Raw genomic sequence first — 15,841 nt, forward strand, 5'->3', positions numbered from 1 at the left:
CACTATATGCAGGAGTAAGTTAAAGTATTGGTTGAACAGTGATAGTCGCCTGCCAGCATTGTGATTATTTAGTGTCTATAAGTGATTTGGGCGAGCAGCAAAGAGCTGTTTGTCCACACTGCGGTAATGTGCTTGCCACGACCCAGCGAAACTATACTCAGTGGATAGCCGCTTTTAGCCTGTCATCAATTATATTTCTGCTACTAAGTTTGCAACCACACTTTATATCTTACGCTCAGCATGGACTCAAACAAACCATTAGTCTGATGGCCGCAATCATGCAACTGGCAGAGAATTACAGCGTATTCTTAGCCGCGTTGCTTAGCGTCAGTATCGTTATCTTACCACTCGCCGCCAGCGCTCTGATTCTGATGGTTCACACGCCAATCTGGCAAAAGCTCAATCCGCACAATGCTCGCGCAGTTGCGAAATTTATTATGACTCTGCGGCCGCTCAATCTGGCTGATATTTTTTTAGTCGCGGTGTTAATCAGTGCATTTAAACTGACCGCATTTGCAGAAATAGAAGTGGGTCTTGGCTTTTGGGCCTACATACTGTTTGTACTCTGCTTTATTGAGACCCTTTCTCTACTGAGCCAACATCAATTATGGCAGTTGCAGCAAGCCCATTTTACCCCAACGATAGAACACTGTGCAAAGCGGGCCAGCTCACAACAATTAAAGCAATGCCAGGTCTGCCAGCAGATCAGCCGCAATGAGCACTGTCCACGCTGTCTCGCTAAGTTGAGTTATCGAAAAAACAATTCGGTTTCCCGCAGTGCAGCCTGGATGCTGACCTCTTTGGTATTTTTAATCCCGGCTTTGTCTTTTCCAATCATGGACACCATCAATTTAGGTTTGCACACACCCGCTACAATATACGGTGGCGTTGAAGTATTGTGGCAAAACGGCTCATACCCTATCGCCATCGTAATTTTTATTGCCAGTATTTGCATTCCCCTGCTCAAAGCGGGCACGCTGTTTTATTTACTATACCGAGTAAAGCGTCCAGCCAACCCAAAAGTGACCGCGAAGTTCTACCGCGCCCTTGAAGCGGTTGGAAAATGGTCAATGATAGACGTTTTCGTCGTGATTCTCTTGGTTTCTCTCGTTCAGCTTGGTACTGTACTGAGCGTTGAGCCGCAGCCAGGCATCGTGTTTTTCACTGCCATGGTTATCTGCCAGATTTTTGCAGTGAACAATTTTGACCCTCGACTACTTTGGGACTCTTTGAATAAACATGAATAAAGAAGCATATATCGAGCCCAAACCCAGGCTTTCAGTCATCTGGATTGTGCCCTTATTGGCCATATTAATAACTGGCTGGATGCTCTATCAACATCAACAAAGTAAAGGCCATCAAATATACATTAAGATGAAAAATGCAGATGGCGTCATAGCGGGTAAAACAGAAGTAAGAGTCAGAAGCGTCAAAATTGGGGTTGTAGAATCTCTGCGCCTGCAAGTCGAGCAAAAAGCAGTTGTCGCGACCGTTAGAATTGACAAACATTACGATGGCTTGCTAACAGAAGATGCCAAATTCTGGATAGTAAAGCCCCGCATCGATCAATCTGGGATCAGCGGGCTTAACACACTGCTATCCGGCGTTTACATCGAATTATTACCTGGCGAGAGCAAACAACGCACTAGCCTTTATACGCTTCAGGATCAACCCGCCCTTATTTCCACTGATGTGGAAGGCTTGCGTTATCAACTCAGTTCTTCCAGTGGCGAAGTTTTGGATGTGGGTACTGGTATTTTTTTCCGCAACTATCATATCGGGCAGATTGAAAGGGCCGTATTTAATACTGATTCACTACAAATGGAATACGGTATTTTTATCGATTCTCCCTATGACAAACTCATTACCCACAATGCCATTTTTTGGATCAACTCTGGGGTTGAAATCTCATTGACAAGTGAAGGAATAAATCTGAACACTGGCTCTTTGGCAAAAATGATTAAGGGCGGTATATCCATCGACTATCCACCTGAGCAAGGAGGCGGAGAAATCGCCACTGAGGGCCGGGAGTTTAAATTACACCAAAATTTTGCGGTTGCACTGGAACGACGTTTCGACTTATTTGACCATTATCTGGTTGAATTTGAACAGTCGATCCGTGGTTTAAAACCTGGTGCACCTGTCGAGTATCGCGGCATGCGAGTCGGTACAGTGGAACAGGTACCTGCGAGGCTGGAACGAGATGGACTGCCACTTTACTTCCAGCAAGGCAACACATCCATACCCGTTTTAATAAAAATTGAATACGGACGCATCTATGAAGTGGATGCGAAAGCCAAACAATATTGGCAAGAAAATATAGAACAATGGGTTAAAAATGGCTTAAGAGCCTCACTAAAAAGTGGTAATATTTTAACAGGTGCGGTATATATAGAACTAGATTTTTACAATTCAACCCGTCCGACCAGCTTAGGAATGAATTACGCGTACCCGGTATTACCGAGCGTACCCAGTGGATTTACTGCTTTGTCAGAGCAAGTGATGGCCTTGTTGAACAAGCTCAACAAGTTACCTTTGGACAACTCGCTCATCGAGGCACAAAAAACAATGCAGGCGTTTACAGCATTAGCTGATGAAACGCAGACACTTGTAAACGGTTTCAACACAACGAAAGTATCAGAAAAAGTGGAAAAGAACTTAACACAGCTACAGGGAACACTGGCACAGCTTACGGCCAGCCTGAAACAATTTGAAAAAACGCTGAACAATTACCAAAAAGGTTCAGGTATGGTAGAACAATTGACAGATACCCTGCAAGAACTAGAAAGCTTAAGTAACTCGCTCAAACCAGTGTCAAAAGGACTCAACGAACAGCCCAACATGCTGCTATTCGACAAGGATAACTTGTCGGATCCTGAACCGCGGAAGCAGCAGTGATGAGAGGCGTCATCGCGCTATTTGTGGTACTGATGATGGGCTGCACCGGTTCGGCTCCTGCTCAGTATGACTATTACCGGTTTCACACCTCTCAAGTCGAAGTAAAGACTCATAAGAGTGAAAAACCCAGAGTCTATTTAGATCAGATTAATATAATCGGCGTTGCTGACCAACAGGCGCTTGTTCAATACACTGGTGAGCACACGGTTCATATCGCCAATTACCATTACTGGGCTGAGCATCCTAAATTATTGCTTACCAAAGAAACGCTACGCTATTTGAATGGTTTCGGTCTAGATCCGGTTTTATCAGTCAATGCCGGTGAATTCAAACAAGGTAAATATAGAGTCTTGATTGAAGTGTCAGACTTGGCCGGACATTTCCAGCATGGCGCACTATTGCGAGGCAGCTTGCATATCTACCACATGTCAGCAAACGGGGCTGATTTAGTGAGCGTACATCAGTTTAACTATACAACGCCCCTTGTTGAGGACGGGTTTAATGCACTGATTACTGCCCACCAAAACAACTGGCAACAACTGATGCAACATTTACTGTCTGAAATGGATTCCATCACGCGGTGAAGTTAATATCAGTGAAACTGGTTTACATATAAGTTGGTACTGTCCATGTCTGGTACCAGTTGAAATGTACCAACCAGTATAAAGCCCAACTTTTTCAGTAATTTATTGCTTGCGACATTCTCCGGTGCCGTAATCGCTCCTAATGCTCTGTATTTACCACAACCCCGCACAAACGTTAGCAGAGCCTCAGCGGCTTCACAAGCAAACCCTTTTCCACAGTATCTATCCAAAAATGCGTAACCCAGGTCAGGAAACTCAAGGTAAGGTCGCTGGTATAGCCCGCAAATTCCAATTGCAGTTCCATCGAGCAAGGTAACAATATAAGGGCTAGGCGCCGCCAAATCGTATGGTGTAAGAAAAGCACTTTCTATATATTTTTGCGCATCTTTCAGCGTTCTTATTTGTTTATCCGCAACATTATCGATAAAGCTCTGTTGGTTGAGCAGCTCATAGATCAACTCAGTATCGCAAAGACTGGCCCGACGCAGGATCAAGCGCTCAGTTTTAGTTAAGACTTCTGCCATACACAATACCCTTCAATATGCTAAGCGGGGCTAACGCCCCGCCAGATTAATAGTGACTTATTCGAATCGTACTTTTTTATAAAGCTCATCCATTGAGTTCACTTTCACTTCATTAGGCAAAGTTGCAAAAGGTTTATCGGCAAACTTCTTACCTCGGATCTGAATGTTCAATCTTGCAGCATCGCCATTGAGCATACTCTGTGCGAAATAAGATTTAAGATCTGCCAGCGTGACCTGTTGGGTCGCTGCGATTAGCTTGGCTCTCGAATCAAAGCTCAGATTGTTACGATACCAATCTATAAGGATTGGCTGAGATTCTTCGGCAAGATTCTTAGGCACTTCTGACAAAGAAAGTAACGCTGCACCTTTGAGTTGGTTAAAGGTGCCTTCGTCAAGCTCACTCAATGCGTGTGCATATTCCTGCCTGTAACGATCAAATCGAGCCTGCATGGCTTGCACATCTAGCACAGGTGTTTGAATATAAAATCCTAGCGCGGAGTATTCATCAATTCCCTGTGCAATCGCCCCGACGGCATAAGCCAACTGTTCTTCCGTTCGTAGCGAATTGAAAAGGTGGCTATTCAGGTGTGACTTTAGTATCAGTGCTGCGGCTTTTTGCGCATAACCTGGCGTGGGATGCACGAACATATCTACAATGGCAACATCTGCTGTGTCTGCATCCTGCTGCCAAACCAGAGCTTTACCGGCGTGCGGCTGCAGGAATTTAGCTCTCACATAATCATTGTGCTCTAAAGGCTTATTGAGGGTGCTCTTAACTTCCTGGACGACATTTGCCAAAAATGCCTTGTTGTAGTTGCCATAACCAAATATCCGCACAGTGTGATGATTCAGCAGTGTATTTTGCGCTTTGGCGAAAATGTCCCGAGTCATTCTTTCTGCAATATCAATCAGCACATCGTCGTCGAAGTTTCCAGAGCGAACCAAAGCTTGGTAACGACCAAATGCCTGATAATAAGGAAATTGTTTACTTTGATTTTCAATATTCCTGATAAATCTGTCAACAGCCTGTTCGAGCTGTTTTTGGCTAGGCTGCACCTTCAAACCATCCAGTGCCTGCGATAGCAAAACCCCTTGTTTATCGGTAAACCCAGATATAGTCAGTATTAATCCGCTATTTACACCAAGCCTGAGCCCCATGCCAGCAACGGATGCCTCGGTCAGTAACTTTGCTTTTTCAATCGAATATAAATCTGCCCACAAAGCGGCAGCTACCTGAACCTGTGCACTGTCTAACGTCTTTGGAGAATTAATATGAATCTGTAAGCGCCCTTTTGGCTGTGCGCTATATTTTTCACTGGTTTTCTGCCAAACCGTAACGGTACTGTCCTGATAAACCTTATTAACGCTGTCTTCTTGTTCTGATTGCGTCACAATATCAAATCGCTCTGGAAGTAATCGATTTATGCTTGGTAACGAGAGGCCCGGATTTGTATTTACCTGCCACGAGGCTAACTCTTGTTCTGGAATATCAACGACCTTAAAGCGACCATCATAAAAGTGCAATTGCTGATCTTGTGGTTCGCTTTTACTGATGTACCAAACACGAAGCCGCTGCGCATTTAACTGTTCCAGTACATCTGTAACAGCCTGTTCATTAAAATCCGCAAAAAAGTAAGGAGCATTAACGGCATGGTTTAGAGGATATTTTTGCATGCTGTCTGCAAGACCAGAAACGTAATCATATTCGTCCCCTCGCTCTAAAAACCTAAACTGGTTAGCCAGAGACGTTTTTATTTCTTTAAAATACTTACGGTCTACGCCTTGCTCTTTGATGAGCTGGATATACTGCATGACTATCGCAACGGCCTGCTCCCGATGGCTCATACCCAGCTCCGTGAGTTGGATATCAACAGACAAAGAACCATAGTTGCCATATAGGTCAGGTGCAGCACTGGCTGTTAGCTCTGAAATCCAGCCTTTACTTTTTAGCACCTGTGCCGGGCTACCCTGCATTTCGTTACTCAATAAATAGGTCACAAAATAGTTAGGCTTGAACGCAAACTCATCCCTGTTATTGGCAATTGTAAAATCCAGCTTCAATGCTTTCACGTCTTCATTAGGAATATAATGAATTCGTTTTTTCCCAATTTCTGTAAAATCTAGCTGTGCATCTACACGTGGAGCTTCAATTTTTTTGTTCTTAATCGTTGCGAAATGTCTACGTGCTTTTTCTGCCATCTCGGGCAAAGATAAATTGGAGATCATCGCCAACTTCATTATATTCGATGAATAATATTTATTGTAAAATGCGACGGTTTCTTCATGCAGATTGCTACCTGGCTTATCACCCAAGGTTTCGTTGTTACCAATCAAAAACCGGTTAGCAGGGTGTGTACCCATCATGCTTCGCGACAATTTATACTGACCGAAGAAGTCCATTTCCCGACGCATAGACCACTCGGCATTCACCGCATTTTTTTCTTTGTCGGTATACTCGGGGTAGAGCTTTGGCGATTTGAAGAAATCTGAAAAACGATCAAGCGCTTCATCATAAGCCTGATTATTTACCTTAAACATATAATTAGTAATATCTAACCAGGTATAAGCGTTGTGAGTGCCGCCGTTGCGACTCATAAAATCTTTATACCCTTGTGTATCAGGGTAACGCTCTGTTCCCAAAAACAACATGTGTTCGAGATAATGTGCCATACCTTGTTGTGACATGGGATCATGAAGTAACCCAACCCCTACGCTCAATGCAGCAGCCGATTTTTCCACTTCAGGGTCTGATACCAGGATTACCTCAATACCATTTGACAAGGTAAGTGTCTTATATTGTCTCTGATCATTCGGGCTAACAACGAGTGATTTTGCCATCGGTGCGACTGCTGTTTCCCCGGCTCCGTGATAAGTAGAAACACACCCTGATAATAAGGCCAGCGCAATGCCGGCGACTGCCATAGTTTTTTTCATTAACTATCCATCTCAATATAATAATTCTGGTCTTTAGGCCTGCCCTAAAGGAGACCCTAGTATCCAAACGCTACCATCTTATCTCTGTGAAATTCAATGGTTATTGAGTATTAAAATGAGGCTGAGCGAGCACAATTGTATTTTTCTGCTTATAGCGAATAGTAATAACAACCAGAAAACCTGAAAGAATTTTTTATCACACAGTTTTTTCTATTTGATAACATTATGGTCCAACAATAATGTTATCGTTGGACCATCAGGGACACATAAAATGGAAATAAATCAATCTATCTGCGACTTTGGGCTTCATAATGGCGAGCCTTACAGCAAATTGCCAGCTAGCTTTCTTAATTGGATGGTTGCAACCGGACATGCCAAGCAAGCTCTGGCTAAAGATGAGCTGATTCGCAGACACAATGCCGTGTGTGATTCAAGAATGAAATCAAAAATTCAATAATCGGCTATATTTGCTTAGAGCTTTTAGTTTAAACTAAGGCGCATAGAAAGACCCCACAGAAGTAGGCTTATGCGCTTTATCATTCCTTCGCTGTTGGCACTATCCCTAACAGCTTGTAATACAACACAACAAACCAGTTCTGATCCAAAAATTGACGCCGTTCATTATCTCACAGTGCTTCATACAAATGATCACCATGGCCGTTTTTGGCACAATGAAGACGGCGAATATGGCATGGCAGCACGAAAAACTCTGATCGACCAATTAAGAGCACAGGCTAAAGCACAAGGTCATAGTCTAGTGTTGCTGTCTGGTGGAGACATCAACACGGGAGTGCCTGAATCAGACCTTCAGCATGCTGAGCCCGATTTCAAGGGAATGAGCTTGCTAGGTTATGACGCGATGGCCATCGGCAATCATGAATTTGATAACCCACTTGATGTCCTGGACAAACAAATTGCCTGGTCTAACTTTCCGTTTTTATCAGCCAACATATTGCACAAACATAACGGTGAACATGCTTATCAACCCTATACAATAATAGAAAAGCAGGGCCTGAAAATCGCGATCATTGGTTTAACCACGATAGATACAGTAAAAATCGCCAACCCTGAGTTCGTTGGCGGACTCGACTTTGTTGAGCCTGCGCCTATTACAGCGCAGCTCTCACAACGTATCAGACAACAATATAAACCAGACGTAACAATTGCAGTTACCCATATGGGTCACTATCATGACGCAGCTTATGGCATCAATGCACCAGGAGATGTAACACTGGCTCGTAATCTACCTGCTGGTACGCTGGACATGATCATAGGTGGTCATTCTCAGGAACCTATCTGTATAGATGAAAATGGCGAAGAAGATGCTAACTTTGCTCCAGGCAAAGCTTGTAAACCGGATCAGCAAAACGGCATCTGGATTATGCAGGCCCATGAATGGGGCAAGTATGTAGGCAAAGCAGTTTTTAGAATATCTGAAAGTGAAAAAACGCTTGAGAGCTATGAATTGATCCCCGTAAATCTAAAAAATGAGGAGGGTCAATGGGCACATGATTACATAGAACATGACTCTGAATTAAAAGCCTTTTTAGCTCCCTATCAAAAGGCGGGGGAAAGTAAAATTGCGGGCGCTGTTGGTGAGGTGGATGCATTTTTAGATGGACGCAGAAACACTGTTCGTTTCAGGCAAAGTCCCCTTGGTGATTTGATCATTAAGGCACAAATGGCAGCGGTAGGCGCAGATTTTGGACTCATCAGCGGTGGTGGAATAAGAGCCAGTATCAAAGCCGGAGAAGTCAGCTACAAAGATATTTTGACAGTACATCCGTTTCGAAATCGGATCACCTACATAGACTGGAGTGGTCAAGAATTAATTGACTATATGTCAATTGTGAGCGCATTTCCGCCAGACTCAGGCGCCTATTTGCAATATCATGGTATCGAGTTTGATATACAGGGTGGCAAGCTGACAAATGTTAAGATACAAGGTAAGCCCGTTGATCCAACCAAAACTTACCGTATGAGCATTAACAGCTATAACGCTGCCGGTGGAGACGGTTACCCTGTATTGACTGACTTTCCTGGATATACAGCCACGGATAGTACCGATGCACAGGTTTTGAGAGATTTTATTGAACGTCACTCTCCCATTAAGCGTTCAACATTATCAAACTGACGTTAGAGTATATGCGGGCGTCATCCGGATGCGCCCGTCATTTTTTACTTTCCAATCACCTCTACATCCTCCGCCTTCTGTGCTTTTAATCCATAGCTGTGTAATTTTGAGCGTGACCCTTCGCCATGCGCTTTAGGTGGATATAACTTTGCTTTTAGCTCTGGTTGGTGTGTTAACAGCTCATCCAGTGCAGCACGGATCTCACTAAGTGTTTTCTCAAGACTATTAGAGAAATTGGGCCGTTTTCTGATCGTATGACCCAATGCAACCAGACGGTGGAAGTACTTATCTGCGATATCAAGTAACTCGTCAGGCACCTCTTTATTCTGATTAAGTGATACATCAGGGTGATGCGAACAGAACTCCAGCAGTGCCAGGTAAAAACACAGTGGCTTATTGGCTAGTTGAACCTGATGAGCTTTATCGCCACTCAGACACAGCGTCTTTGAGTAAAGGTCAACAACCAGATGCTGTGGTTTAGGCTTGGCTGCCATAGTGGTAGCCGATTGCCGTTTTGCCTGCTCTCTTTTTTGAGAAACGGATCGATAAAAAGCCAGGTTTAGCAATGCAATCACCAAAGGTATTATATATAGCCAATGGTTGTGACGCGTATTGGCCTGGTAGCTGATAGCGGTACCGCCATCTGCACCCGATAACAGAAGCTGCTCGTCGGCTGTTTGGGTACCTTGTGCTGAGATACTTAGGATACGAACCCGGCTCATTTCCTTTTGCAGCCTTCTGTTAAGCGTGTCAATGTATCGCTCAACACGTGTTGCATCACCGGCATAATTAAGTTGTGGATCTGCAATTGGAAGTCGATTTATGTCCAGAGCAATCCGAAGTTTGATGCTTCCTAAGTCTTGTTCAATTGTGTATCTGATTGCACGCTCATGAGCAAAAACAAAAACCAGGGAAAAAATGGCACTGTATACTGAAAATGCCAGCCAACCTGTTTTACGACTCATCTTTTTCTCCAAGGAAATAAACAGGTAGGTTTTCACACTGCCAATATAGATCCAGCCGATCAAAATAGCTTGAGCCATTGTTCTTGGCGACTTCCTGCAACTGACGCTGTAATGAACACGCCAGATCAGTGTTATCAACATCCATTTTTACATACCAGCGGCTCCCACTAATGTTCTCACCAATTGGCGTTATGTAGTTTGCCGAGAATCGTTCCTCATCACTTTCTTGCCAATAAGTTGCAATAATGTCTAGTTCGCCCGATGAAAGCTTTTCTCTTAACACTTGATGAGAGCTTACATACTGGATATCCAGTACGCGCATATCTAAATCGAGCCGTTTAAACATTTGCTTTGGGATGATATGACCAGAGCGGCTGGTTGGGTAATCGAGTAAGCCAATTTTCTTATCCAGAAAATACGCTTTCTCTAATCTTGGCTTTTCGCGGTTTGAAATAAAAAACGCGGTATAAGTAGGATAACCAACGACCGGCATATAATTATATGTAGATTGCGCCTTTAAAGCCGCCATCACATTGTCTTTTGACAAAGTCAGATCTGCAAGCCCCTTCGCAATGTAGTCAATTTGCTCGGCCAGTTCTCCGCTGTAGCGCACCTTTACCCTACCAAATTGCTTGGCTACTACTTCGTCCTGACACAAAGCAGGCGCCAGTTTTCGAGCCAATTGCTCTACTGGGACATGTACTCTAAAAATATCCCTGTTACTCGTTGAACGCGTCTCACAGGAGACACTACTTTCGACCAATTTTGGTAGCTCACCAACCGGTTTACCAGTCAAGTTACTCGCAAGTAACCAACAGCACCAGACAGAGAGAAACAAAACTGTAACAATAGTTGTTTTATTGCTTAGAGAGTGATTATTTTTCAAAACTTCGTATTTCTTAAGTTGCGCGCCCCTATATTAGATCAATTTTTATTACTTATTGCAATAGGTAAACTTACTAAAAAGACACAAACTATTGTTTTAGCTGCTTTATTAACAAGAAATTATGAATCCCATTGAGTCCTTTTATTTTGCGAAAAAATCCGGACAATTGGCCGCATTCCAAAGGTGTAAACAATACCCAATTTGGGTAACGAGAATTTTTGATGTTACGAGCTTCTATTAAGTGTTTGGTGTTATCTACTTTGATTTTCAGCACCTACGCTTTATCTTGGGGAATGAATGGTCATAGAGTTGTTGGTGAATTAGCCCAACAGCACCTTACCTCAACGACTGAAAAATCAGTAAAAGCCCTGCTAGCTGAAGATTCGTTGGCCGAAGTTTCAACTTGGGCAGACGAAATGCGCTCGAGTACAGAAACGTTTTGGAAAAAGCAATCAGGCAAATGGCATTACATCAATATCAAAGATCCAGGCAGTATGGCACGTTATGACGATAAATCTGTGGTGCATAGGCATGACGTGAAACACATACTCGATGGTATCAACTACTCTGTTTCTGTGCTTGAAAACACAAAATCCTCTAAGGAAGACAAGCAATTCGCACTAAAGTTCCTAGTTCATTTAGTTGGGGACGCACATCAGCCATTCCATGCCGGCCGTAGTGAAGATCGTGGCGGCAACCTCATTAAAGTGACTTTTTTTAAAGAAGAAACAAATTTACATTCTGTATTTGATACTAAACTGATTGAACATCAAGGGCTTTCTTATCGAGAGCTGAGCGACTTTATTGTTACGCGCGATAAAAAGAAGATAGCGCAAATGCTCAATAGTCGCCCTGCAGATTGGTTAGTAGAATCTAACCAAATAGCTGAAAAGATTTATAATGGCAATGAAACTGACATCAGCTGGGCGTATATTCATAGGTACACTCCGGTTGTAAAGTCTCGACTTCTTCAAGGCGGGATTAGACTGGCAGGATTGCTAAATCAAATTTTTGACAAAAATTCAAGACCACTTGAAACTGCGTTAAAAGCAGCCAAGTGAACCTTGACGATTATTATTTAATAAACCTATAACACGGGAAACAACATAATGAAAACGCAACTACGCAAAACGGCTCTCTCACTTGCAATCGCTGCATGTGTCGGTGCAAGTGGCGCTGCTTATGCGAATGACACTGCCTCTGCGGTAAAAGGTCAAATCACCGGTCCAAATGGAAACCCGGCGGTTGGCACCAAAATCACCATCATTCATACGCCTTCAGGCTCTGTGAAAACAACGACGGTTGGTGAAAACGGTTCATTCTCAGCGAAAGGCCTGCGCGTTGGTGGTCCTTACCAGATTATCGTTGACTCTGATAGTTTTGAAGACACTATGGTAGAAGACGTGTACCTGAGCCTGGGTAAAACTTACCCAGTTACAGTTCAGCTTCAGTCTAAAAGCCAAATGGAACAAATCGTTGTAACTGGTCGTCCAATCACCATGAATTCTGGTGGCACAGGCCCGGCAACTAACTTCTCTTTGGCAGATCTTCAAGAGAAGCCAGCTATCAACCGTGACTTGAAAGACATCGTACGTACAGACCCGCGTATCTTTGTTGACGAGTCTAGCTCAGGTGCAATTCAGTGTGCTGGTGGTAACCCGCGATTTAACAGCCTGACCGTAGATGGTGTTCGTATGAACGACAACTTTGGTCTGAACAGCAATGGTTACCCTACCGAGCGTATGCCTTTCTCTTTTGACACTATTGCTCAAGTAGCAGTTGAGTTGGCACCTTTTGACGTACAGTACGGTGGCTTTACTTCGTGTAACATCAACGCTGTAACCAAGTCTGGTACCAACGAAATTCATGGTGGCGTTTTCCTGGACTACACCAGTGATTCACTCTCTGGTGATAAAATCGAAGGGGCTAAACAAGACCTGGGTGACTATGATGAGAAGCGTTATGGCTTCAACGTTGGTATGCCTCTGATTGAAGACACGCTTTTCCTATTCACCAGCTACGAAAAACTGGAAGGCTCGCAGGTTTTTGAATACACACCACTGGCCAATAAGAAAATTACTCTGGACGAAGTTAACGAAATCATCGACCTGTCAAAGACTCTATATGACTATGATCCAGGCTCAATGGTCCCTAGCATGCCTGTAGAAGATGAGAAAATCCTGATTAAGCTGGATTGGAACATCAACGAAATGCACCGTGCTTCATTCGTATACAACTACAACGATGGTTTCTCTATTAGCCAGTCTGACTCAGGCTCAAGTCGTTTGTCGTTATCTAACCACTTCTACGAGCGTGGCGCTGAGCTAAACTCCTACGTTGCAACTGTATATTCTGACTGGACTGACGATTTCTCTACTGAAGTACGTGTTGGTTACTCAGAGCTTGATAACCGTCAAAACTCACTGGATGCAGCGTCTGGTTTTGGTGAAATGCAGGTGCAAACTTCAGGTGGTGTAACTGTTTACCTGGGCCCAGATGATTCACGTCAGGCTAACAAGCTGAAATACGATAACCTGTCTCTGAAGCTCGCTGGTACATATTATCTGGATGCTCATGAAATTAGCTTCGGCTACGAAATGGAAGAGCTGGATGTCTTCAATATGTTCGTACAGCATAACGAAGGTGAGCACCGTTTCTACAACAACAGAGAGGGAACGGTTAGTGGTGTAGACTACTTCCGTCAAGGTCTTGCAAGAGTTTACTACGGAAACGCAAGCAGCCATAACCCAGTTGATGCTGCAGGTGAGTTCAAATACGCGCTTAACACCCTTTATGTACAAGACAAATTCGATCTGGAAGATTACGAAATCTCAATCACAGCGGGTCTTCGCTATGACTGGTACACCAGTAACGATGTCCCTACTCTGAATAAGAACTTCTACAACCCAGATTACGTACCAGGTGGTGATGAGCCTGCTGGTCGTTTCCAGGATCGCCACTCTAACCAACAAAACTTAGACGGCGTGTCACTGCTACAACCACGCTTAGGATTCAACTGGATTTACAACGACCAGCTTGAATTACGTGGTGGTATTGGCTTGTACTCAGGTGGTAACCCGAACGTTTGGATCTCAAACAGTTATTCTAACGATGGTATCCGTAACATCCAGGTCAACCAAAGGGATGTGCAGCTAATTGGTCAGGATGCAGTAACATTCGTTGATAACGGCAAAGCAGGCTATGCAATCCCTCAAGATCTATATGATGCTGTAGGCAGTGGCACCGCTGACGCAAGCACCAATGCAACAGATGCAGATTTTGAAATTCCTTCTGAGTGGAAATACTCTTTGGGTGCGACGTACGTCACAGAAGAAGACTACGTTTTCACTATGGATTACCTATACACGCATAAACAGAACTCTGCTATCGTTAGCAACTTAGCTCTGGTTCGCGCTGGCACTGCACCAGATGGTCGTCCGATCTATTCAGACGATAAACACCCAAGAAATTCAGATTTGTTGCTTACTAACGTAAAAGGACAAGACGCGTATTCTCATATTCTGTCGTTCGGTATGAATAAGTCATTCGACAACGGTATCGATTTAGCGCTGTCATATGCATACACTGTCTCTAAAGACGTTCACCCAATGACAAGTTCTGTGGCGTTCTCGAACTACCACAACTTGGCAACGACAAACCCTGAGGCACCAAACCTGTCGACTTCAAACTATGAAGTGCCACACCGTGCAACTCTGTCACTGTCGTACAAGCATGAATTTATTGATGGTTACGAAACCAAATTCAACCTGTTCGGTCAGGCAAGTGTAACTAACCCTTACTCTTACACGTTTGATAAAACAAGTATGTTTGGCTTTGTTGATACAGAGCGTGACCTATTGTACGTACCAAACATTGAAGACAATGCTGTTCAATACGGTGCCGACTTCGACAAAGAAGCGTTTGATGCCTGGGTAGAGCGTGAAGGCCTTGCTCGTGGTAAAGTCCTTGACCGTAACTCTCAAGACGGTGAATGGTGGGTGACGTTTGACCTGAAAGTTGAGCAAGAGTTTGCTGGCTTCTCAGACGGTCATAAAGGCTCAGCGTTCTTCACTATCAAGAACCTGGGTAACTTACTGAACGACGACTGGGGCGTGATGGAAACGGGCAGTGACATGCAAAATGCTGTTACCGCACGTATTACCGAAGCTGGTCGCTATGAGTTCATTAAATTTAATGACCCAAGCGGTACTGATTTTGAAATCCGTCCTTCGCTTTGGGAAATCCGTATTGGTGTTAAATACGATTTCTAATATCTAAAACACGTAATTAGATAATCTCTAAAGGTCAACTTCGGTTGACCTTTTTTCGTTGTCGGTACTCATTAAACTGAGCTTTGGCGAGTTGGTACATCATGTGAGAAAATGCCCCTCCAATTTTTTCATAGTCGCGAGTAGAGCTTGTTTTTCATCCGGGTTTAACTCACTTAAGAGTTTACTTTCCCAAACCAGCGCTTCAGGAGTCAGTGTTTCATACAACACAGTGCCCAGCTCTGTTAACGTCATTTCAGTGGCGCGTTTATCCGTCTCGCTTTGCTGGGCAACCAGCATTCCCTGTTGTTGCAATTGCTTAATGGCTCGCGACACCGTTGACTTATCCATACTTGCCAGGTCGCACAACTGCTTTGCGGTTGCACCGGGGTGCTGAGCCAGATGCACCAACACCCGCCACTGGGGTATGGTCAGCCCGGCTTGTTCATACACCTCAGAAAATGCTTCACTCATTGCATTGGCCAGTCTAACCATGCGGTACGGCAGAAATTCATTGATATCAAACGCCATTATCAAGCTCCAGGTACATCAGGCGAATTTTCGTATAAATAAGTTTACACATTAAAAATTGCCAAACATTGAAAATACTCTCACATGAGAGTATCTTTACAAAAAACATCAACGGAG

At 43.8% G+C, this 15,841-nt stretch carries 12 protein-coding genes; 7 read left to right on the plus strand and 5 right to left on the minus strand.

What is annotated here, in order from left to right; all coding sequences use genetic code 11:
- The first annotated feature begins 38 nt into the window (after window positions 1–38).
- The 3 genes from CWB98_RS02395 to CWB98_RS02405 are packed head-to-tail and all read left to right on the plus strand — an operon-like array spanning window position 39 to window position 3,482.
- Window positions 39–1,247, plus strand: coding sequence for a paraquat-inducible protein A (locus CWB98_RS02395; RefSeq protein ID WP_138543375.1), 1,209 nt, complete (start codon window positions 39–41; stop codon window positions 1,245–1,247).
- Entirely contained in the window at window positions 1,240–2,898 is a 1,659-nt protein-coding gene (gene pqiB, locus CWB98_RS02400) for an intermembrane transport protein PqiB (RefSeq protein WP_138543376.1), read from the plus strand. The genes CWB98_RS02395 and pqiB overlap by 8 nt, the downstream gene beginning before the upstream one ends.
- Window positions 2,898–3,482, plus strand: a complete 585-nt coding sequence (locus CWB98_RS02405; RefSeq protein ID WP_138543377.1) for a PqiC family protein — start codon at window positions 2,898–2,900, stop codon at window positions 3,480–3,482. The genes pqiB and CWB98_RS02405 overlap by 1 nt, the downstream gene beginning before the upstream one ends.
- A gap of 8 nt (window positions 3,483–3,490) precedes the next feature.
- Here the strand turns inward: CWB98_RS02405 and CWB98_RS02410 are convergent, their stop codons facing one another.
- Together CWB98_RS02410 and CWB98_RS02415 are read right to left on the minus strand one after the other, a co-directional pair.
- Entirely contained in the window at window positions 3,491–4,006 is a 516-nt protein-coding gene (locus CWB98_RS02410; protein ID WP_138543378.1) for a GNAT family N-acetyltransferase, read from the minus strand.
- Between the two features lie 57 nt (window positions 4,007–4,063).
- Complete coding sequence (locus CWB98_RS02415; RefSeq protein WP_138543379.1) at window positions 4,064–6,940, minus strand: insulinase family protein; 2,877 nt, start codon at window positions 6,938–6,940, stop codon at window positions 4,064–4,066.
- Between the two features lie 271 nt (window positions 6,941–7,211).
- Between CWB98_RS02415 and CWB98_RS02420 the strand changes: the two genes are divergently transcribed.
- Window positions 7,212–7,397 carry a hypothetical protein gene (locus CWB98_RS02420; RefSeq protein WP_138543380.1) on the plus strand — a complete coding sequence of 62 codons (186 nt, stop codon included), beginning with the start codon at window positions 7,212–7,214 and terminating at the stop codon, window positions 7,395–7,397.
- Between the two features lie 69 nt (window positions 7,398–7,466).
- Window positions 7,467–9,074 carry a bifunctional UDP-sugar hydrolase/5'-nucleotidase UshA gene (gene ushA, locus CWB98_RS02425; RefSeq protein ID WP_138543381.1) on the plus strand — a complete coding sequence of 536 codons (1,608 nt, stop codon included), beginning with the start codon at window positions 7,467–7,469 and terminating at the stop codon, window positions 9,072–9,074.
- A gap of 44 nt (window positions 9,075–9,118) precedes the next feature.
- Here ushA and CWB98_RS02430 read toward each other — a convergent pair whose 3' ends face one another.
- Together CWB98_RS02430 and CWB98_RS02435 are read right to left on the minus strand one after the other, a co-directional pair.
- The gene (locus CWB98_RS02430; RefSeq protein ID WP_138543382.1) at window positions 9,119–10,039 is read right to left on the minus strand and encodes a hypothetical protein; all 921 of its coding nucleotides are present in this window, start codon (window positions 10,037–10,039) and stop codon (window positions 9,119–9,121) included.
- A complete protein-coding gene (locus CWB98_RS02435; protein WP_249364579.1) occupies window positions 10,029–10,721 on the minus strand; it encodes a phosphate/phosphite/phosphonate ABC transporter substrate-binding protein in 693 nt (230 codons plus the stop codon). Before CWB98_RS02435 ends, CWB98_RS02430 begins: the two co-directional genes overlap by 11 nt.
- A 425-nt stretch (window positions 10,722–11,146) precedes the next feature.
- Between CWB98_RS02435 and CWB98_RS02440 the strand changes: the two genes are divergently transcribed.
- Together CWB98_RS02440 and CWB98_RS02445 are read left to right on the plus strand one after the other, a co-directional pair.
- Window positions 11,147–11,986, plus strand: a complete 840-nt coding sequence (locus tag CWB98_RS02440; RefSeq protein WP_138543383.1) for a S1/P1 nuclease — start codon at window positions 11,147–11,149, stop codon at window positions 11,984–11,986.
- A 48-nt stretch (window positions 11,987–12,034) separates the two neighbouring features.
- On the plus strand, window positions 12,035–15,196 hold the full coding sequence (locus tag CWB98_RS02445; RefSeq protein WP_138543384.1) for a TonB-dependent receptor: 3,162 nt from the start codon (window positions 12,035–12,037) through the stop codon (window positions 15,194–15,196).
- Window positions 15,197–15,295: 99 nt separating this feature from the next.
- Here the strand turns inward: CWB98_RS02445 and CWB98_RS02450 are convergent, their stop codons facing one another.
- Entirely contained in the window at window positions 15,296–15,724 is a 429-nt protein-coding gene (locus CWB98_RS02450) for a MarR family winged helix-turn-helix transcriptional regulator (protein WP_138543385.1), read from the minus strand.
- Window positions 15,725–15,841: the final 117 nt, after the last annotated feature.

The organism is Pseudoalteromonas rubra, from assembly GCF_005887115.1.
GTDB lineage: Bacteria > Pseudomonadota > Gammaproteobacteria > Enterobacterales > Alteromonadaceae > Pseudoalteromonas > Pseudoalteromonas rubra_F.